The sequence below is a fragment of the Bradyrhizobium sp. UFLA05-125 genome (genome assembly GCF_059803515.1).
In genome coordinates, this window is the sequence record NZ_JBANBJ010000066.1 from 19,593 (window position 1) to 40,315 (window position 20,723).

A 20,723-nucleotide genomic window follows, 5' to 3' on the forward strand; every position below is an offset into this window, starting at 1 on the left:
GGATTTCGCCATGTTCCGGCTCGTTATGATGGCCCTTCTCCCGCAGATCGGTGGGATCCTTCTCATGGTCGGGCGACCGCCCTCACCTGTGCAGAATGGCAAAAAGGCCCCGCTTTTTCCGACGCGATCGGGGTAAGGTTTGATTCGCCCGGGGCTAGGCCGGCCAGCCGATAAGTCGATCCCATACTCGGTTGCCTCGCAGACTTCACGTATGGGCCGCCTGGTATGGGAGGCGACATTGCAGAGCTACACAGGTGTACCCGAGCTTCATTGCTCGAGCACCGACCGTGAAGAGCGGTTTGGTAAGGCGAAATTCGGTGACGGATGGATCGGCCGTCAGTCGGATGGTGACTTGTTGTTGCTCGCCCGTGTGCGGGACCGAAGCGGGGACTGGCAGAGCTTCGGTTCGGAAGACGGTCGCGAACGCCATTCGCCCGATTACGTCGGGCCGCCTGGCAATCAGGATGTTTCGGACGCTCTGAACCGGGCGCTTCAGCGGAAACGAAAGCTGGCCCAGGTCCGAGAGCTGCTGACCTTACTCGATCGTTTCGCCAATTCGACGAATCCAGCACTTTCCGAAATCTCGGACGATGAACTCGCGAAATTGACGGAAGCGCGTCAGATCGCGAGCACCGTCGAGCGCTCTCTAGATCCTCGGCACGATTTACCAAGTGCCGGCGACCACGCTCGGTGGCTGGAGAAAACCCTTGTCCACCTTTCGGCCTGTCAGCGGGTGAAGGAGGCGATTGGTTGGGAAGAGATCGCGGACCTAATCGACCCGACGTGGCTGAGGGCAAGAGGGTTTGGCCCTTCAACACCCGTTGATATCGGAGCACATCCACGTGTGCTGCTCGGCAATGGCGAGGTCACCGTCGGCAATCCAGGAGGCATGCCGGCAAATACTCGAGAGTTTCAGCCGCTCAGGGATGCACGACCATGTCCGCTTGTCGACATTGGTTGTCAAGCAGACACGCAACGAGCTTCTCCTTGCCGAAACACACAAAGCGCCGGCCCCATTGTCGAGCTTATCGATAGACATGACGGGCAGGGCGAAGCTCGACTCACATCGTATGACGGCTGCGACCACCAGCGTCCCGGCCATTATTCTTTCGATAATCCGCAGCCTGGATCTGGCAGAGCCGCCGAGCTTTAGGCAGCCCGGGCCGAAAGGTGAGATAGCGCCGAGTAGCTCACCAGTTCGCGTGGTGACACGGACACGCTGACCGGGCGCTATAGGTTCCCACTTGCACCTCGATCCGCGCGATGGCCCTGGGGCAAGGGAATGGGGGGAGCCTAAGCGTTCGTTCCATTCCTCCTTCCTCTGCGCCATAGGCAACGGATGCTGCGAGCATCAACATGATTACCAAATGCCGCACAGCCCACAGCGCTCCGATCGAGACGGGCACAGGAGTGGTCTCCTCCCCATTTATGATAGTGCCGGATCACCTGACACGGCGCCTGCAGATCGGCCCGAGACTTGGATGGAATGCTACCTGCTGCACCTGAATTTGCGAGGCCACCTGCTCGATCAGAAGGAAGCGTCGAACATCCTGGTAACGCCCTTCGCCGAGCGGTTCCTGGATCGGGTCGAAGATAGTGTCAACTTGAAGGTGCTGTAGTGGGATTTGATCTGGCTGAAAGCCCAGAGCGTCACCTTCCGAAATTTGGATGACAAACAGAGCAAAGAACGAAAGCGCTGTGAACAGCGGCCTCATATCGCTCTCCAGGCACAAACGATGCTGAAAATTGATTGGTCAATCGCAGTATAAGTATGGGCAATGCTACCTTAGGTTAACAACGAGCACAAGCGCCCACATTGCCTGCGTTGCTTCACGTATCACTAAAGTGAGTGCACACCGGAAACCCTCGCTGCTTGCTTTGAGCGCAGGGCCTAGCGAACGAGCAGACGGTACGCCCATAGCTACCGATTCCAGAAATCGGGACTGCACAACGCTATCCGCATTTTGCATCACTGTTCGTCTCTCTGCGGCCATTCTCTGTGCCGCGACGCAGCTTTTCCTCCTTGTTTCCGTAAAACACGCACTTTGTCCTCGCGATGCTGCCTTCAACTCTGCTTCCGTCACACGCGCTGACGCTCATGCAAAGGGGTTGGACCCTGATCTCTTCGACCGTCGGGACGTGGAGGCGCGTCGAAAGAGCCGACCGGGCTCTATGCGCGAGCGCGCCGGCCAAGCGTCCCAGCCTTCAGTCACGATCCCTCGCACGATAGAATTAAAGGGGCGCTACCCCTGGTGCCTGCAAGGGCGCGATGCTCGGCCGCTTTTCCCCGGTCTTCCGCGCTTACGCTTTTGCAGACCGGGAGATACCCTCGGGCAGCGTCCGTCCTTGCACTTACATCCCCGGTCTCGGCTTCAGCGCGGCTTTGCGCTGAACCTAACTCATGAAGAAGAGGTGAGGGTGCTTAGTGTGAGTCCTCAGGTTTTACTTATTTGAGACGTACCACGAACGATAGCTTTCATGGCACCAACCGCATTGATCTTAGGGACAGTGATTGGCTACGGTCCTGGTCGATCAGATGCATTCTTTGGCGCAAGGGGTGTTCTTTCACTCCACGCGCCAAATCGCGTTTGGCTTTCCGCAGGAGTGCCCCATGTTCGTGCGCACCAACAAAGTCAGAACGTCCCGCCCCAACTCGCTTTCCGACCTCGGGATTACAAGCAGCTCCGATCGGAGCGTCAACTTGAGTGAGTTCACCTACAGGAAGGGGAAGGAGATTTACGGCGAGAAAGAACCCGCCGCGTACGTCTATCAGGTTACCAAAGGTGCGGTCCGAACCTACAAACTGCTCTCGGATGGTCGACGCCAAATTGGCGCGTTTCATCTGGTCAGCGATATCTTCGGACTAGAGAACGGTGAGAACCATCGGTTCACCGCAGAAGCGGTCGTGGAGACTACGGTTCGAATAATCAGGCGCACCAGCCTTGAAGACGCAGCCGAGAATGATGCGGTCGTTTTTCACAATCTGCTCAGGATGACCACTCAAAGTCTACAACACGCCGAAGACCATATGCTGCTGCTTGGACGAAAAACCTCGCTGGAAAAGGTGGCGGCCTTTTTGCTTGAAATGGACGAGCGATCCGCTGCGGCCGGCGCATTGTCCCTCCCGATGTCCCGCCGCGATATCGCCGACTACCTTGGCCTGACGCTCGAAACCGTTTCGCGCGCCGTGTCCCATCTACACAGACGGGGAATCCTCGATTTTGTCGGGAGAAATCAGCGCGAGATCGTGATCCGCGACCGTCGGCGGCTTGCGAGCTTTGATTTGCAAAGTTAATTCGCCGGGCGACTTCTTCTTCGCAAATGTCGCTCTCCCTGCTCACAGCCAGCTAAAGGGCGGGCATCACTGCAGCCTCAGTTGTCGAACGATTCCTGATCGTGGCTGGCGGCAGCTGTATCTTCCGTTAATTCTGCGCCTGCTCCCGCGGCGAGACCGAAATGATGGTCCTATTGTGCGAAGTGCGACGTTCCTGATTTCCCATTGGATAGGTCTCTGCACACGATCGCAGTCACGCTAGCCGTGGTCGCATAATTCCGCTGTCGCAGCTGATGGATCGACGGCGGGAAGGGGTCGCCAAAACTTGCCCTAATGCTTCCTCAAATCGCTTAGCTTGCGCATGTAATAGCCCTGCTCCACTATGGCCAACCTGATCTCATCGCTAATGCTGGCGACTCGCCTTTTCCTCCTCGGCCACTTCCCCAACGCGCCACTTAGCGGCAATGACGAACCCTGCGTGACGACCAGCAAATCACGTTTATCGTTCACATAAATGTCGAACATGCCCCCTCCGAGCTGACATGCATCGTCAGGGTGCCTCCATCGGTCTTCGGGGAGTGGACCGCGCCTCGACAATTGTGTGCCTATGCCTCCCATTTGGGAGGCGCGGCTCGCGGCTTCGTCGCCTAGAATGAAACGATTGGAAATGACGCTGCATTTGATGAACTCTAATATTTGAAGAATGGAGACTGCAATGTCAAAGCGATTTTTATTTGCTGCCGCAGCGGTTTTGCTGGCGTGTGGCGGCACCACAGCCGCGGAGCTACCCGTTTACGCAATCACGGGTTTGCCGATGCCGATCACGCCCCACCAGCTTGCGACGTTGGACCCGGCCAACGCCGAGGAACGGGCGCCCACCCCCCGGCTTACGCTTGGTGGAATGCCGGGCTCTCCGCATCAGATCGCAGTGTTGACGCCGCGCGCCAAAGTGGGTCGACGGACCGCCGCTCCACAGGTGGCGAGAGGCGACCTCTCTCCGCAATAAGTGATCTGGTGCGGCAACATTGCGCCCAGCGCAACTCGTCAAATTTGCTTCGCCGCGCTTGGCCACATTATCGGGAAGGTCGCTCAACTCCATACCCGGTCGACGGAGATGAATCGGTTTGAGCTGGAGTTCACAGAATGAGTGCAGTGACGCATCGATAAGAGCGCCGCCCAGGAGCTGTTGAGCAAGAATGCCGACCAGGCTCCCGGAGGATGTTACGTTTTCCTGAAGAGGCTCGCCGCATACCTTTGCGAGGAGAGGGGACTGCTCTCGAGAGGTCCCGCTTTCGATCTGGCCTGAAAGTGAGTTATATTTGATCGCACGAGGCTTGGACGTATCGTCGCAGTATCGGTTCTGATGCTGTCAACGAGCCGCACGATTTCTACGGGGGTACGAAGTTCCAGCTTTTTCATCATCCGAGCACGATTGACCTTCACCGTCACCTCGCTGACATTCAGCCTGATCGCGATCTGCTTGGCGAGCAATCCGTCTGCCACCAACGGTAAGATGTCACGCTCCCGTGCCGTGAGACCCTCGACACGTAGTCGGGCTTCGCGCGCGACGTGCTCGCGCTCCAGCCGACTTCGGTCGCGTTCAACGCCAAGCCGCACCGCATCATAAAATTCCTGCTCGCGGAAAGGCTTGGGCAGAAAGTCCACCGCCCCGCGTTTCATCGCTTCCACGGAAACCCGAATATCCGAAACGCCGCTGATAAATACGATCGGAATCAAGATTCCTGAATCGGCGAGTGTTTTCTGCAACTCCAAACCGGTCGGTGACGTGCCGGGGAAGCGAACGTCCAGCACCAGACATGACGGGCCATCAGAGAGATCCTCCGTCATGAATTCGTCAATCGAGCCGAACAGTCTCACCTGAAGTCCGGCATCCTCGCAGAGACTTCCGAGAGCACTCCTGATTTTCTCATCATCATCAACCACATAAATCGTTGCCGGGCTCGTACTCATGATTAAAAATCTCCTCGATCAATTTATTTTGTCGCGGGAAGGGAGCGGCGCCGGTTCCGCGCGAAAAATCAGGCAATCATTCTGGTTCAGCTGCGTGACAATGCTGCGGGCCAAATTATAGCTATTGGATTTCGTTCCTGTGGCCGGCGCTTTGATGGGTCGGCAATCTACTCACGTGCGCCTTCGTGCTCGGTAAAAGCAATGCTGCCAACTCTAGCCCCTGCTCGCGCCTTCGCAAAGAGGCTTTGAGCTCATCGAAACAGGCTGGCCTTCGAACTCAAAATCCGAACTGGCGAAGAACGGACACTGCATGCGGACATCCGCGAACCAAAACTGGTTGCGCTAGTTGTGGAAATAGAGATAGCTGCTGAGAGGCGGTCTCGTCCCAAGATCCGTGTGAGTGCTTTTTGGGGAAAGCTTTTCTCTTATCGCCAGATTGGATGGTCCAATTCACTCCGCCGCATGTGGAAGAAAAGAGATCTCACCGACTGTCATGTTGAGAAGGACGAACATCCGTGAGGCCTATCTGATCGACGCCGTTCGCCGCGTTAGCGCGCGCACCGTGATTGGGCAAGCATATCCAGCGGGGGCGTCCACTACGCTTCATCCCGCGAACACGGCCGATGGCTGAATCACGAGAATGTTAGGCCGTGTACCAAAAGCTTGGCGGCGCGATGCGATGATGACCATGTCACAAAGCGACTGAGGTCGTGCAGGGATACAATATATCGCGAAGTGCCAGAAGCGGTTATCGAGCGTCAGGGGGATGACGTCCAACCACTACCTATTGGTGGGCGAATGCCCAGCATTCTTTTCGTTCGAATTTCATCGCCGCTTGAGAACCACTGGCGGAGAGTAACACGTTTTGCGATCGTCCCCCTCAGTGTGGGCCCAAATACCCCGGCGTAAATGTGGCGTCTGGTTCAGGTCTGTGTAATGCCAGCTAAATCGTGCGGACGCTTAGCGCCTCTCGCGCCCTGCTCGCGCCGTTCAATGGGCGGACGATCGTGTCAAAAAGCTGCGCAGTCTCGCAATCACACGCAGAATTTCGGAAGTGAAAGCAGTTGAATCGGGAGCCCTAAGCTTTGAAAGCCGGTAACCTGCTGCAGGATTGAGTTGGGCTGGAGGGGCACGTCTCTTGCGGGCAGGATTGGTGTCGCTCCGACCGATCAGTACATCGAGTTAGTAATCCGCGGCAGAGCGCGAGGAGTTAGACACGGGGCATTATGATGCACGACCATCACGATATGCAATTCGAGGACCTTGCTCAGGTTCTTTGGAAAGCACGCCTCCGGCGTTCAGCTGATCTCGGGGCGTGGCTGAGGCGGCTCCTGGAACAACGCTATCGATCCAAATGTCAGCGAGAGACCACGCCGTAATCGAACAGCATGGCTCCCCCCCGTTCCGTATTATCGCAGTCGACTATCAGCGTCTTCTTTGTCTTCTCGATTGCTCGGGCAGAGAAGCCAATGGTTTGAACATGTCATGTTCATGTATTATCGCGAGATTGGTTTCAGGCGCATGAAGGTGGATATCGAGACGGAGGCGCTGGCGCTTGTCCTCTTGTTCAGCGCGACCGGGTTCCTTCTCTCGCTTGCATTAGCCATGTACTGGCCCGAGATCGCTGCCGCCTATCTGGACGTAGTCCCTTAAGGCCCTCGATCGCGACAGCTTCTAGGAATGGATGAGGACCAAAGGGTCATAGAAGAGGCTTCTAGGGACGACCAGTGGAGCTCAATGAGGATGGCAGCGATGATGCCCTGACCATGTCTCCTACGCTGAGAGTGCTGTTACGACGACACTGGTTGAGTACTCCATCAGCGAAATCCATGAGTGACGGGGCGATGCAAGGTCAAGCGCGGCCTCTGTGCGAGGCGGTCGCGGCTTGGCTACCTGACGAGCCGGAGGCAGGGGCTGCCTGGCAGGCCTTCAGCCGAGAGCCGGGTGCGCAAGAATACGCTCGCTTCCTCGACAGGCTATTGGACACTGTGAACTATGGCAATCGCGAGTTCCGGCAGGCGGTGGCAGACGATCTGCGTCAGGCAGCGACCAGGCCGGGATTGCGCGCCCAGTACTTCCAGTCGGCCGTCGGAGCGAGCGAGAGCTGCCAGGATCGCATTACTTTGGCTTGGAACGGAATGCAGAACGCACGGCTGAACGCTGATGTCGAGGAGGGAGCCTACGACGAGCGGCTCGACAAGCTTCTCGAACAAGGCCGGCTCATGTTCCGTTTGGGCGAGCTAGAGAGGATTGCCCGCGACAAGGTCAACTCGCTCCGGTTGGTCGACGAGATAGAGGTCTATCTCGCATATCAAGTCAAACTGCGCGAACGGCTGGACCTCAGGCACATCGCCCCGCACATGCGCTTCTACGGCGCGTCCTACGTTACCGAACACGACCTTGTCACCGCCGAGACCTCGGTGCGAAACAAGGAGGCGGTGGGATTCGCCGACTATCTTGCAACGAGCTGGCAGCCCTGGGAGACGGTGCTGCGCCGCATCTCACCCGAAGCTCATGCAGAGATGCAGGATCGGCTCGTCGATGCGATGGATGATGAATTCAAGGGTCGACTGGCGGAACGGCTCGCCGATCATCACCTCGTCGCCAACGCCGACGCCGAGCGGCAGATCGGAGCCGAGATTCGCGACGAGATCGCCCGCGAGATCAAGGGCGCGCTGACGCGTCAAGTGCTCGGCGACCACGGCCTCACGCTTCGGCCGGCAACGCCTGCGCAGACCGCAAAGGCGGACGGGCCGGTCGGGGCGGGCGGATCGTAGCGGTCGATGTTCGGAACAACGGGACCGGCTCTCGTTGTGCTGACATCCGCTTGTCGATGAATCCCTGCCGAGACGTATCGTGCGTCCAGACGAAGCGCCGGCGCGGCTGACGACATGGGTATCCACCAACGCCGATGCCCCTGTCATTGACGGCGATGGCCTCTCGCTCGAGGCGACTCGGATCTGATCGATATAGCCGTAGAAATCGAGCTTCAGCAGAAAATGCCGCATCATATGGCACCTTGGCAAGTTCGCTCATCCTGATGCGATCGTGTTCCTCAGAGCTGGAGACTCTTCCCCGCCTCTCGTCGACTATTGCGGTGTAGGACGCTTAAATCATTGCCGGCGAAGTCTATCGCTGTCAGGTCATACACCACGACGCTTCGAGGAAAGACTAGAGACTGGTCTCGAATTCATCTGCTCGGGACACCCACTCGTTTCTCTCATGGACTATTGCCCGCCCGCTCGGTATCGCCGACGAAGGAGATTTGACGATCTCAGCCGCTCCGGAACACTTGGTGCATCTACCCAAAATCCATTTCTCAGCGGCATCGGCAGAATCAAAACTTCCGATCAAAAGCTCCGAACGGCCGTCAGCACGCAGCTCGTGGATCATATAGCGACCGGAAAGATGCCAGCAAATTGAGTAGTCAGAATGCCTGTCTGGGCGCATGGCTACATCGGGAAAGAGAATCGATTGGTTGCAGCAGTATCGATTCGTAAGTTAACCGCGCAGTGCCTCATGTCCATACATACGAAGGTTTGAGCCTTTGGTCGATCGAGGTGCCGAAAGTGCTTCGGATGACGCCTCATTCGGCCAAAATCGAACTTCCGATCGCAACATGCCCTACCAACGGCCAGCTGTCGGTACCAAGCACGTGTGAGACAACATTTCGGGCGTTAGATCGGATGTAGACGTTGCTGCTGCCGCCGCCGATGATGTCAAGCGCGCCTGCGAGATACTAGGAGGCAGCGCCAGACGCTCAGTCGTCAGGTCAAACACGTTTCTGCAAAGGATTCGGGCCGCCGGGGCATCGTTTCCTGGCACGTTAGCTTACAAAAGTCGGCGACAAGTGCAGAATTAAGTCATCATCCCAACTCTTCTGCTCTACGCCTAATCACTACGATGGCCAAATACTTGTCGGCCGGCAGGGCCGTGACCGCGAACCAGCTGCGCGCGCTCAACGATTCACGAGTCGGAGAGCCAAGGCTTGAGTTTTGTTCGGCCGTCGCTGGATAGGAGACGGACCTCAGCCTGCTAGACGAACGTCAGGCCGTAAAGCAATTTCATGAGCCGCTCAAAACTTCGGAAATACTTATTGTCCTCCAGACTGGCAGCGAGCTTTCCAAGAAGTTCGACATCAGCTTATCGAGCGCCCATGGCGGCGCAGGGAGACCTTTGAAATCGTCATTGATCCGAGGCGCTGCGTCCTACTTTGATGGCTTGACGAAGAACGAGATGCAGCCATGGTGATTGTTGTAGAACCACTGAAAGCTCTGCGGCGCCGGCAGAACCGCTTCATTGACATAGAAGATGAGCTCTCCCGGAACCTTCGGAGATACGTACTCGGAGATCTTTCTGAAAGTCGGATTCGGGTCCGGCTCGAGGAAATCGACCTGATCACCGAATTGGCCGTAGCGTGCGATCGGCTGGAACCACGGCTCGCCATAGTAGCGTCGTAGCGGCAGCTTGAGCACGTGTAGAGCCATTTGATACCAACTAAGCCGTGTCGCATCCGCCGGATCGCCGAAGGTGCTGTAGCCACGGCCATCCGTCGTGACACCTGCATCGCGCAGAGGGACACCCGGCTGCGTACAGGCCGCGTGATCATCCTTATAGTTCGGGTGTTGCTTTTTGAGCTCGTCAAGGTCTGGTGTGGTCCATATGAAGTACCTGTCCAGCCGTCCGATCTTGTAGCCGGTGGCATGACATACTTTGCTGGCATCGAACGAGATCAGGACGCCGCCGTCAGGAATGTCTGTGGGCGCTGCAGATCTTTCGCAAATGAGGCCCGCCTGGTCGACTGCCGTGAAGAGAAACTTCGCGGCAACCGTGACTGTCAGATAGGCTAAGATCGCCGCGGAAATTGCTGGGCCAACGTAGTATTTCCAGATCGATTGCACAAACAGCAGGCCGCTCTTCGGATTGCGCTCCGGCTTGACCGACACGGGAGTCAGTTTTTCGTCAAAAGCCTTCTTCCAGAGCCCCTGCATCTGTCCGGTAACGCTGGAAGCGACACGACTGCTTCCATACAGCAGGGCGGTCAGCACGAGCGCCAATACGCAGAATGTGAAGGGGTAATCCGCGTAGGAGCTAAGCCAGCCGGAGGCCCAGCCTGGAACGAAGCCGCTGGCCGTCCGAATGATGTCCGAAACGATGCCAAGCGGGTTCGCATCTGCATTGATCGAATTGCCGCGTCCAGCCAGCGGAAAAATGATCGCAAAGGCCGTCGCCGCGAGAGTTGAGAAGTACAGGGCAGCGCGTAAGTACACTCTCGGCCAAACCCCTTTTCGCTCTGCGCTGACGCGCGCAGCGGCCTGGCTAGCGGTCTCGTAGACGCCGTTTCCCGGCTTGGTTGGAAGTCTCTTGACTTCGAACGTGCAGTAGTCGGCATTCTCCGGATGCGGGACCGGCTTAGCCATCACGATATCGTATTCGTGCGGAATCCCGATCGGCGCATAGACATGCGCGTTATTCTTGATACGACGTAGCGCGGTCTCGTGGATCTTGGGTCTTTCGATGTAAACCTCGTCCCCCGTAGTTCTGGAAAACCGCTGGTCGCATAGCCATGAAAGCCGACGAGGGCCATAACGATAGTAGGCGCCAAAACCCGAGCGTGGATCGTAGAGCCTGCCGTCCTTGTCCTGCGCCTGTCTCACCTCGGCCAACGCAGCCGGGTTCTCGGTCTTGAATTTGAGGCCACACGCTCGAGCCTCCTCCATGATCCAGCAAAGAGGGATTTGGGCCAGCGAGTCGTCGGGATAACCTCCGCCCACATTCGCATGGACGCCGCCGAACCAGACCTGCACGATCCGCTCGCTGGCGGTAAAGCCCGGTTTTTCCGTCTCTGCTGGCGCCATCCATTTCGGATCGCGCTCGTTCCAGAGAATGGGATGAAAGGTCGTCCGCTCATCATCGAGTGAAAGTGCGTGGCAGGCGCGTTTCACCTCGTTGCCAAGCGTGTGATTGGGGAGCTCGAGCGGCCAGATCCATTGGCTCACTCCACGCGTCATCTCGTCGATCGGCAACCCGTAAGCCGCCACCGTGTCCCACAGGCCGAGAAAACGGATCTCAACGGCATGTCGGCGAGCTGGGACCTCTGAATCCGATGCGAGGATAGGCCGACCGATGAGCTTTCGGAATCCCTGATAGAGCAAATACCAGTTGGTATGAAAGTGCTTGCGCTGGTAGTCGCGATAGGCCTGACGGGCCTGCCGATCGAGCTCCTCTTCCGAGATGCTACTCGCATCGATCAGCCCCTGGTCCAGGATCAGCCCCGTCAAGACCCTGATCGTGAAGGCGCCGCGCGAAAAGCCGAAACCAAAGATTTGGTCATCCTTGCCGCGGTGATTGCGGCAAGCAAACTTGTAGAGCTCGCGCACGTTGCGGCGAAGTCCGATGCCGAATGCGCCGCCTAACAGCGCAAGCGGCTTGAATGAAGAGGTGCCGACGCCATCATCGTAGAAGGCGACCTGATCGTCGTTCGAGAGGTCAAGTGCGCAGAATAAGCGCCAGACATTCGTGCGCCAGACCTGGGCGGCCGAATTGCCCGTGCCGTCGGAAAGGAGGACGATTCGTCTCGGCATGTTGGCTTTCCTCACCGCAGGAGCAAATGCAGATTGAAGAATTGAATTTTGTTTGAACTCTCGCCTTGCAGCCCGGCTGCTCATTGACGATGCGACGGGGGCGCACACAAACAGTTGCACGCCCCCGCCGCGAGTACAGCTACCCCGCCCACTGGGCCTTCAGATCATCGACGCTACCTGCAAACTGGTCGCAGTCGAGGCGGTTGCGCCGGTCTCCGGGAATTCCCGGTACAGTCTTGCGCCCGGGCCCTTTGTCGCCGTCGGTGTACTGCCACAGCCAATACGTTTGCCAGCTCCGCTGCACGGTTGGATGGTTGCCATATTGCGCCAGCCAAAGCCTGTGCGAGCCGAAAAACGGATCGCTCCTGTTGCCAAGTGCGGTCTTTAGCGTGTCTCCGCTGTAGAGCACCGCTTTCCGTCCGAGCTCGTTGTTGACAAGCTCCAGGAACTCACGTGCTCCCTCTAGTGTCATCTGGTTTCCATCGTCGCGCTCATAATCAAGGGCAACGAGCGTGTCCTTGTCGGGATCAGCCCAGTCAAGGAAGTTGCTCACCTGATCGCTTATCGGTGCATGGGCCGTACCCCAATGCGTTGCACCCCAAAGCAGCCCTGCACGATTTGCAAGATCACGCCGACGCTTGTACGCATCGTCCCTGCCGGACGCGCCAGTGGTCGCCTTGTGAATGACCCCACGCAGGCCCGCGGCGAATGCCTGATCGAAGCTGACAACACTGTCTCCGTGAAAGATGTCGACCACCAGCGGAACGCGGTCTAGCCCTGTACCCACAGCCGCTTCGCTAGGAGAGGAGGAGGGCGACAGGTCGATCCGCTGGATGGAAGAGAAAGCGCCGGCCCACGCATAGGCACTGTCCGCCGTCCGGTACCAATGCGCGTTGCCCTGGACGGCATCGCCAATGACAAGCCCTTCGATCGAAATTGTTGTCCCGGCATTCAGCTTTCGCAGAACCGGGGATTGGAGGCTTGGCGAGCCCTGCCTCAGATTGACCCTGACATTTGCGGTGGCTTGGCCGTTAATAGACAATTCAACAGCTGATCCCATGGCATTTATCCTACGGCGTCATCGGAAGAATTAGTGGCAATGTGCTTCACTGCGGGAGCATCCGGCTGGTTGCCTGAAATCCGCGTTATGAAACCTTCGATGAAATCGGCACCGGTGTAGCCGGCTGCCGCGATCGTAAACAGCTGCTCGGGAGAAATAGCCTTGCTGATGTCCGTGATGAGGGTGATTGCGGCAAAGGCGCCGGCCACGCCACCAATGCCAAAGGAAATCAGGAGCCGCACCCCGTTGATGAGTGCGGCCGTCGAGCTAGCATCGTCGGAATAATCATTGAGCTTCTTGATCCCGACGATCGTGCGGGCGCCTTGGCCGAGTGCTCCCAACACGATGCCGAGACTGACTACTTCAAGCCACTGAACCGCATTCATGGTCCAACTCTCTTTCTGAAATTGAGCTAAAGTCGACGCGCGGGTTCAAACAAAAGGGGTGACTGAACTGATTGATGATCCTCCTCAGGCTATAGGGCTCGCTTCGGCGGCCGCTGCTCTCGACGGTGTTGCATCCACGCGCGCGGCGATCGATAATGTTGTTGCGCGCGACCGTCTGGTCCTCTGGCAGACCTCTGAATGCCTCGGCGTAGCTGTTCGCATGCGCCTTCATCTCGACAACCTGGTTAGCGATTGGCATGACCCGCTCGGGCTCGAGAGAGAACCAATCCAGTTGCATCCAGCGAGGCCCACGGCAGCAGTTGTCAAGACTGTCAGATATCGCCTGCAACCAATAAGCGCGCCTTCGAGGCCCCTGCGCCGTTGGGCAGCATTTCGAGCTGGGAGACAGCGGGCGAGATACGCCCGTGACTGCAAGTCAATCATCTCACACGCGCCCCCACGTGAAGGAATAAGCAAGCCAAATGCAATACGTAAAGTATTTGAGGGTCTACCTCCTGCAGCAACTCCCAAACGCGGGGCGCCCGAACATATCCACAGCCGAAAGTTGATCGACAAGATTGTAAAGCTCGCGGTAGCGCTGTCACTCAACACCCGCGAAGAAAGTCTTTAGCTCGCGCTTGAACCGAAGCATTGTCTACGAAAGCGCAACGAAAGATATGAAACAGGTCTAGTTAAAGACTTGAAGTATCCTCTCAAAAGATGTCCGCGGCCGTCTTTAGCCATCCATTTGGTGAGGGCAAGATGACATCATAGGCTTGCCGGGCCTGCCGCGGATCATGCGTAGCATCGATGGGCAGGGCGATCGGGCACCGGAGCCGTATTGTTCGCTCGCCGCGAGAGTATTTCTCGAAGGCCAGCTAAATCGCTAAGAGGCAGCCATGGTTTGAAAATCGGATCGAATTGCGTGACTCTCTCGCGCATCCTATCGCTACGTGACCACGGTAGCTGTCTCGCTGTCGTGGCTTTCGCCTATGCAACGATGCCCACTAGGCTGCTCGAAAAGCGGAGGAGCCAGCCAGCGCCAGTAGTACTGCGTAGTCCAATTGGCCGAAAGAGTGCCCCGGATTCCAATGCAAGCCTTACAGCCGTTGAATCCGGCTAGAGCGGGATAGTGCGCGTTGCCGCCGAGAGTCTAATCGCGATCGCCCCTTAGGAGCGCCTTGCGCACGCGGGGTACTGAGGCATTGCAGTGGCAGCTTTAGACGTGGGCCGATCTCTGCAAAACCAGCCTTGAAGTACAATGCCAAGCTGGAATTGCGGCTCCACATCGGCTGCCTGGGCGCCGCCAATTCAAGCTGGCCCCAGCCTTTTGCCGCCCCCAAGCCTACGGCAGCCTCAATGAGGCGCATCGCAACCCCAGACGATCGCTGGTCCGGCACCACGTAGAGTTCGGTGATAGTGGCGTAGGTCCCGCGCGCGAAAAGGGCTGCACTTTCCGACAACATAATGACGCCGACCGGGCGGTCCTCCGCGAAAGCTAGAAACCCATAGATACGCTCCTTCATGGCAAGAAGTTTAGCCACAAGCTGGGTATCTGGTTCGGCCAGTACCTGGCCGGCGCCGAGTTCGGCGACTAGGGCAGCAACCATGTGGGTCACCGTTGGGGCGTCATCGACAGACACTTCGCGCGTGGTCACCATATGTGCTCCTCCTCCAAGCTCAAGCAACATGCACCTGGTGCATCGGCGGGCATCGCAACCGGCGCGAACGCAAAGGATGTTCCACGCTCGACCAGACTGACGAAGATCCGCGCCGCGAACAGCAGCATCGCGCCTTAGCGAAGTTTAGGACGCCGGATGTCCAATAGATCAGCACAAAGCCGATGGCGACCTGCGAAAGCAGGGCAGCGCGAAGGTCGTTCTGACATCGTCGTCCAATGACTAAATCCTCTCAGACAATCTTCGTATGCGCGAGTCCAAGACAAACTCTTTTTGACAGAGCGGAGATAATCAGCCTTTTGTATTTTTCGAGTAGACGCGTTGATATTTGCGCGCAGAAAAACGACCAACACGCACCAGTTGGTGACGAAACCATGCAAGTCGCTGATAACCCAACGCGCGCACTTGCATTTGACACTCGTTGGCTTATGCGCGGCTGCGCCCAACTGGGCTTGAGTCGCTCGCCAAGCGGAAGTGTTTGAGAATTTGGGCGAGGCGCGTGGTCTGCGGTGATGCGAACAAACATCAGCCGGCTCCTGAATCAAAAATCAACCCGAACAAAAACTCTCAACACAGAATTCAGTGTCGCTGGCACGTCTAGCAGCGTTCAGGGACTCTCAGTATGACGGTTGTAGCATTTACACGAACGGTCAATCTCGCGGTTTTTGATCTAGATCCTAAGCAGTCTAGGGATAATTAGTTCAATGGCTGGCAGTTCATGGCCTGGCATTCAGCCCAGGTTCACGAACCGAGCGAGGCAAAGTCAGCGATTTCCGGCGCGCTGAAGTCCCTTGAGGGAGAAATGCGTCGCCGGTCTGCAGTATGCCGCCGTATCTCGACTTCAACTGGAGTTCCGGTCGCGAGTGAGCGCGACGAGGTTCTTTGAGGTGCGTAAACAAAGGGTCAGGTCGGCGGTTGAGATCGCCTTCAAATTGTGGAGACAGAAATGCATTTTGTACCACCAATTGCGGCGGTGGCCGTTCTTGGCTTGATACAGATCTCTGCGGGGGCCGGTTCAGAGTGTCCGGTTACGTTTCCAGTCGAGTTGGGGAGTAAACTCTAGCGGCTACTTCAATGTTTCGGCCGGCGGTACATTTATTGCCGTTCAAGCTGGACGGGTGATTGCCGCTTCGACCAATCTCGCAAAAGCCCGCAACATGGGACTCTGAAGAAGCTGAACGTATCTACTTACACCCACACCTCCAAAGTGGGCCACAAGGGCAACGACGCGTTCTTTAAAAGGTGCGTGCGCCGTGACAAAATGAATCTGGAATCCTTGTTTCGTAGAGCCGATCGGATGACACGTCAGCCTCTTTCTTAATGATGGTAGCAATTCTTTCGTAAGGTCACCGAGCCGTCGACAATGCAAAGCTCAGCAGAGAGCCACCGCACGAGGCCATTGAATGCGATCGACGATTTCCAACGAGCTCCGTCTGCTTCGTGAGCCAGCCTGTTAGCCTCGAATTCTGCCAAGTATCCCCGGCGTTTGGCTTTGGGAGTGACCGACTGGAGAACTGTGCTTATGCCCGCGCCAAGAGGGAGATGCGGATGTTGCAATCGTTGCCGGCGCAGTCGGGACGGAAGCGCCTCGGTGAGCCATTGCGCAGCCGCCTCGGGGAACGAGCCCATGCCTCTGACCATCAAAAACCAGTTCCCTCGAAGCGGTCAACGCGAGGAGTCCAGCCCGGCAGGATTTCCCGCTTCGTATTTGCTCAGAAAGTCTTCAATGGTCAGCTTGCGAAAATCTGCCAGCGCAGCGTGCAGACCTTCGTGATCCCAGTCCCACCAAGCAAGCTTGGTGAGTCGCCCAGCGATATCGTCCGCAAACCGTCGCCTGACGGGGCGGGCCGGATTGCCTGCGACGATTGTGTAGGCCGGCACGTCCTTGGTAACGACTGCGCCGCCTGCAACCACGGCACCAGTACCGATGTTGCGGCCAGGAAGTACGATTGCGCCATGACCGATCCAGACATCGTGACCGATGTTGACCTGATGTTTTCTGCGCCAGTCGAAGAAGTCTGCGTCGTCACTCTCGCCGAGAAAATAAGCGCTCGCTCGATAGGTGAAATGCGACTGGCTCGCGCGCTGCATCGGATGGTTGCCAGGGTTGATGCGGGTCATTGCCGCAATCGAGCAGAATTTTCCGATCGTCGTATAACTGATCTGGGAATCGTTTTCGACGTAGGAATAACTGCCCATCGTCACTTCTCGCAGGATCGTGCGCGCTCCGACCTCGCAATATGCGCCGAGCTTTGTATCGTGTAACTGCGCGGCGGGATGGACGGTCGGCTGAGTTGAAAGGGTTCTGATGGCCATGGTGGCTCCGCAAATTGAAAGGTGGGTATTCATCTTGAACGGATTGACACTGGCATCGCGGGACGCAGGCCCGGCGCCGGCATGCCTTCAGTCCGTCTCGAAGACGCTATCGGCGAGGAGTTCAGTCGGATTCCGCTCCGCAACGATCTGTCCCTTCTGGACTACCAGCGCTCGGCCGACCAGCGAGGCTACGAAACTGAGATCCTGATCGGCAATGATCATGGCCGTCTTTTCTAGTCGGTGAATAGACAACAGGCATTCGGCGATTTCGTCGGTCACCGAAGGCTGAATGCCCTCTGTCAGTTCATCGAGCAGAAGAAGCCGCGGCGCGCGAATCATAGCGCGCGCCAAGGCCAGCAACTGCCGCTCGCCTCCACTCAGCGCACCGCTGGGGCGATTAAGAAGCTTTTCTAGCCTCGGAAAGAGACGCAATACCTCGGCAATCGGCTTTACTCTGCTGGCGCTGGGCATCATGCCCGCAAGCAGCAGGTTCTCCTTGACGGTAAGGCCAGGAAAACCCGCTCCGCCTTGCGGCGTGTAACTGAAGCCGAGACGACTGCGTTGATGGGTAGGAAGTCCTTCAATGGCGACACCGTCCAGTACGATCCGGCCACCTTCGACCGGCAACAGCCCCATGACTGTCTTGAGCAAGGTGGTCTTGCCCATACCGTTGATGCCGATGATCCCTAGAATCTCATGAGCGCCTAGATCGAAGCTTAAGCTGCGCAAAACCTGTGTCTTACCGTAGCCGGAGACCAACCGTTCACCTTTCAGCATGAATGACCTCCTTCTTGCGGCCGAGATAGATGTCTCGGACGGTCTCATTTGTCTCGATCTTGTCCATGGTGTCCTCAACCAGCACTTTTCCCCTGTGCAAAACAGTCACCCGTTGTGCGAGACGGGCGATGAACTCAAGGTCGTGCTCGACCACGATCACCGTGGCACGGGCGTTGAGACGTTTGATGATATCGACGGTCCTCAACATTTCATCGCGCGTCATGCCGGCAGTTGGCTCGTCGAGGAGCGCCAGACGGGGATCGCTCGCGAGCAGCATGCCGAGTTCGCACCACTGGCGATGCGCATGCGAAAGGGTCACTGCCGGCTGCTTTGCGCGCCGGTCATCAAAGCCAATCTCCTCCAGCGCCAGCTCGACGACCCTGTCCAGCTCGCGCTTTGGCAGACTCCTGCGCAGGGCGGCAAGGCGGATATTCTCCCTGACGTCAAGGTTGGCGTAGATGCTGGGAATTTGGTTCTTGATGGCGATACCCAGGCGCGCAATGCGATGGGTGGGCAGGCCCTGCAGATCCCGGCCTTCGAACAGGACATCGCCGCTCGTTGGCTGGTGCTGATGGGTGAGGCATTTGAAGAGCGTGCTCTTGCCAGCGCCGTTCGGGCCTATAAGGCAGCGGATTTCGCCGGCGGTCACGACGAGGTCGACGCCATCAACCGCGGCAACGCCGCCGAACCGCTTGACGAGAGCTCTCGTTGCGAGAATGGGCGAACCGCTCATGCCGGCTTCTCCTTCCGCCGCAAGATGCCGGAACGGGCCCGGAACCTCAGCCGTGACAGCCTAACGATCATCGGCAGTAAGCCTTGAGGGGCGAGCAGCACGAACAGGATGATCGTCGCGCCGAAAATTAACTCCGTGTTAAAAACCTGGTTGGCGCCGAGCTGGCTACTGAGAAGCTGGAAGCCGAAGCTTGCCACCACGGGTCCGACAAAGGTCCCGAGCCCGCCGGCGATCACCCACAGAACGAACTGCGAGGCTTGCGGTAGATCGAAGACGTTCGGGCTGACGAAACCCATCACCGCCGTGTAGAGCGCTCCCCCGAGCCCCGCAATGGCAGCACTCACAGCAAAGCCAACGAGCTTGTAGAAGCGGATGTCGTAACCAAGGAGCTCGCTTCGCAACTCGCTTTCGCGGATCGCCGTCATGATGCGCCCGGCATCGCTCGAACGCAGGAACGAAAGCAGCACATAAGCGCCGGCGAGTGTCAAAAGACAGATTGAGAACGTCGCTTCCGTGGATAGAAAAGCCTCCGGATCACCAGGCATATTGAGCGACGGTACAGCGGTGATCCCATTGAAGCCGCCGAGTGGCACTGGACCGATGTGAAATGAGGGATCGGCAGTCGACGTCATGAAGGAATAAAAAATCAGCGTCACGCAGAGCGTAATGACGCCGAGATAGACGTCGGTCAGGCGGCTGAAGAACAGAAAGTAGCCAAGGACGAGGGAGAATGCGACCGGCAACACGGTCCCGATCAACACAGCAAGTGTGCTGTCGCCGAAATTGGAGACTGCGATTGCATAAGCGTAGGCACCGAGACCGAAGAAGACCGAATGTCCGAGGTTGAGGATCCCGAGCATCCCCCAGACGAAGGCGAGACCGAGCGCTGCGATCGCCATGGCCGAAAAGGCAGATAGATTGACAAGATCGAATGGCTCCAGAACGAACGGCCCAAAAGCCGCGAAGAGCACGAGAGCGACTGGAAACAAGGCATGTTTGATTAGGTGCAACATGACGTTATCGACCTCCGGTCCATAAGCTGGAGATGCCCGTCGGGAACAGGCGCAGGATGATCACGGCCAAAAGCAGCAGCGAGGACTGGCCAACGACCGGCGTTTCGAAATAGGAAAGCAAAGCCTCAACCGGCCCGAGGATCGTTGCGGCCGACAGAAACCCCGTAATCAGGGCTCCGCCGCCGCTGATCACTGTGACGAAGGCACGTGCAACATAGGCCGCACCCATGTGAGGAAGAACGCCGGATATCGGCGCAAGTAACGCGCCGGCCAAGCCGCTGATTGCGGCGCCGATGATGAAAGTGGCCGCATACACGCGGTCACAATCGATCCCGAGCGTGGTCGCCATCTCGGAATTCTGCATCGCCGCACGCGCGATCAGTCCGTATTTTGTCCAATGCAACACCAGGAGAGAACACACGACCAGCAGGGCTGTGATTGCGATCAAGAGCAGTTGGTAGGCGCCGATGGAATAGGCTCCGATCGGAATATTTCCGAGCGGCGCGCTCACACCCATCGTTGTATTGCCGAAGATCGCGGTCACCGCGCCAATCAAGAACAGGCTAAGCCCCCAGGTTGCCAGCATCGTCGTCACCAGATGGCCGTAGAGCCGGCGAATGATGAGGCGCTCTACTATGGCGCCGATCATCCCGACGACCATTGGGGCGACAATCAGCATCGAAAGCCAAAGATTGAGGCCGGCATGATTGGCGATCACAGTGGCGTAGCCACCAAGCATAATGAACTCGCCATGAGCAAAGTTGATGACCCGCATCATGCCGAAAATGACGGCAAGCCCCAAGCTGATCAGAGCAAGAAGGGCAATGGAGTTGGCCACCGCAAAGCACAGTATGATGTATTGGTCCATGGTCTATCCCGACCCTGCGAAAAGGAAGCAAGCGAGGCGAAGCAACGGCAGCCGCATAGGAT

General features: G+C 57.5%; 17 protein-coding genes and 1 pseudogene. 4 read left to right on the top strand and 14 right to left on the bottom strand.

The features are described from left to right. Positions 1 to 238 precede the first annotated feature (238 nt). On the top strand, positions 239 to 1,153 hold the full coding sequence (locus tag SO156_RS35770; RefSeq protein WP_498538059.1) for a hypothetical protein: 915 nt from the start codon (positions 239 to 241) through the stop codon (positions 1,151 to 1,153). 289 nt (positions 1,154 to 1,442) lie between these two features. Here SO156_RS35770 and SO156_RS35775 read toward each other — a convergent pair whose 3' ends face one another. Beyond that, positions 1,443 to 1,715 carry a hypothetical protein gene (locus SO156_RS35775; RefSeq protein ID WP_498538060.1) on the bottom strand — a complete coding sequence of 91 codons (273 nt, stop codon included), beginning with the start codon at positions 1,713 to 1,715 and terminating at the stop codon, positions 1,443 to 1,445. 896 nt (positions 1,716 to 2,611) lie between these two features. Here SO156_RS35775 and SO156_RS35780 point away from each other — a divergent pair. Continuing rightward, a complete protein-coding gene (locus SO156_RS35780) occupies positions 2,612 to 3,295 on the top strand; it encodes a helix-turn-helix domain-containing protein (protein ID WP_498538061.1) in 684 nt (227 codons plus the stop codon). Positions 3,296 to 3,604: 309 nt separating this feature from the next. Here the strand turns inward: SO156_RS35780 and SO156_RS35785 are convergent, their stop codons facing one another. Both SO156_RS35785 and SO156_RS35790 read right to left on the bottom strand, forming a co-directional pair. After that, positions 3,605 to 3,799, bottom strand: a complete 195-nt coding sequence (locus tag SO156_RS35785; protein WP_498538062.1) for a hypothetical protein — start codon at positions 3,797 to 3,799, stop codon at positions 3,605 to 3,607. 696 nt (positions 3,800 to 4,495) lie between these two features. Continuing rightward, the gene (locus SO156_RS35790; protein WP_498538063.1) at positions 4,496 to 5,245 is read right to left on the bottom strand and encodes a response regulator transcription factor; all 750 of its coding nucleotides are present in this window, start codon (positions 5,243 to 5,245) and stop codon (positions 4,496 to 4,498) included. Between the two features lie 1,485 nt (positions 5,246 to 6,730). Between SO156_RS35790 and SO156_RS35795 the strand changes: the two genes are divergently transcribed. Beyond that, complete coding sequence (locus tag SO156_RS35795; RefSeq protein WP_498538064.1) at positions 6,731 to 6,898, top strand: hypothetical protein; 168 nt, start codon at positions 6,731 to 6,733, stop codon at positions 6,896 to 6,898. 191 nt (positions 6,899 to 7,089) lie between these two features. Beyond that, the gene (locus SO156_RS35800; protein WP_498538065.1) at positions 7,090 to 8,022 is read left to right on the top strand and encodes an NEL-type E3 ubiquitin ligase domain-containing protein; all 933 of its coding nucleotides are present in this window, start codon (positions 7,090 to 7,092) and stop codon (positions 8,020 to 8,022) included. 1,431 nt (positions 8,023 to 9,453) lie between these two features. On the opposite strand, the gene SO156_RS35805 is transcribed toward SO156_RS35800, so the two are convergent. The 11 genes and pseudogenes from SO156_RS35805 to SO156_RS35855 form a co-directional block, all read right to left on the bottom strand. Beyond that, positions 9,454 to 11,829 (bottom strand): T6SS phospholipase effector Tle1-like catalytic domain-containing protein, encoded by a 2,376-nt coding sequence (locus SO156_RS35805; protein ID WP_498538066.1) that lies wholly within the window; start codon positions 11,827 to 11,829, stop codon positions 9,454 to 9,456. 139 nt (positions 11,830 to 11,968) lie between these two features. Then, the gene (locus tag SO156_RS35810; protein ID WP_498538067.1) at positions 11,969 to 12,889 is read right to left on the bottom strand and encodes a GH25 family lysozyme; all 921 of its coding nucleotides are present in this window, start codon (positions 12,887 to 12,889) and stop codon (positions 11,969 to 11,971) included. Between the two features lie 5 nt (positions 12,890 to 12,894). Further along, positions 12,895 to 13,275 carry a hypothetical protein gene (locus SO156_RS35815; RefSeq protein WP_498538068.1) on the bottom strand — a complete coding sequence of 127 codons (381 nt, stop codon included), beginning with the start codon at positions 13,273 to 13,275 and terminating at the stop codon, positions 12,895 to 12,897. Beyond that, a complete protein-coding gene (locus SO156_RS35820; RefSeq protein WP_498538069.1) occupies positions 13,253 to 13,534 on the bottom strand; it encodes a hypothetical protein in 282 nt (93 codons plus the stop codon). The genes SO156_RS35815 and SO156_RS35820 overlap by 23 nt, the downstream gene beginning before the upstream one ends. Positions 13,535 to 14,375: 841 nt before the next feature. Beyond that, positions 14,376 to 14,936, bottom strand: coding sequence for a GNAT family N-acetyltransferase (locus SO156_RS35825; RefSeq protein WP_498538070.1), 561 nt, complete (start codon positions 14,934 to 14,936; stop codon positions 14,376 to 14,378). A gap of 56 nt (positions 14,937 to 14,992) precedes the next feature. Beyond that, positions 14,993 to 15,174: pseudogene (locus tag SO156_RS35830) on the bottom strand (hypothetical protein); the annotation flags it as partial. Between the two features lie 1,445 nt (positions 15,175 to 16,619). Further along, a complete protein-coding gene (locus SO156_RS35835; protein ID WP_498538071.1) occupies positions 16,620 to 17,270 on the bottom strand; it encodes an LbetaH domain-containing protein in 651 nt (216 codons plus the stop codon). Positions 17,271 to 17,357: 87 nt separating this feature from the next. Further along, positions 17,358 to 18,047, bottom strand: coding sequence for an ABC transporter ATP-binding protein (locus tag SO156_RS35840; protein ID WP_498538072.1), 690 nt, complete (start codon positions 18,045 to 18,047; stop codon positions 17,358 to 17,360). Further along, positions 18,034 to 18,780: an ATP-binding cassette domain-containing protein gene (locus SO156_RS35845; RefSeq protein ID WP_498538073.1), complete on the bottom strand. Its 747-nt coding sequence runs from the start codon at positions 18,778 to 18,780 to the stop codon at positions 18,034 to 18,036. The genes SO156_RS35840 and SO156_RS35845 overlap by 14 nt, the downstream gene beginning before the upstream one ends. Beyond that, positions 18,777 to 19,793 carry a branched-chain amino acid ABC transporter permease gene (locus tag SO156_RS35850; RefSeq protein WP_498538074.1) on the bottom strand — a complete coding sequence of 339 codons (1,017 nt, stop codon included), beginning with the start codon at positions 19,791 to 19,793 and terminating at the stop codon, positions 18,777 to 18,779. Before SO156_RS35850 ends, SO156_RS35845 begins: the two co-directional genes overlap by 4 nt. Positions 19,794 to 19,797: 4 nt before the next feature. Beyond that, a complete protein-coding gene (locus SO156_RS35855; RefSeq protein WP_498538075.1) occupies positions 19,798 to 20,661 on the bottom strand; it encodes an ABC transporter permease subunit in 864 nt (287 codons plus the stop codon). Positions 20,662 to 20,723: the final 62 nt, after the last annotated feature.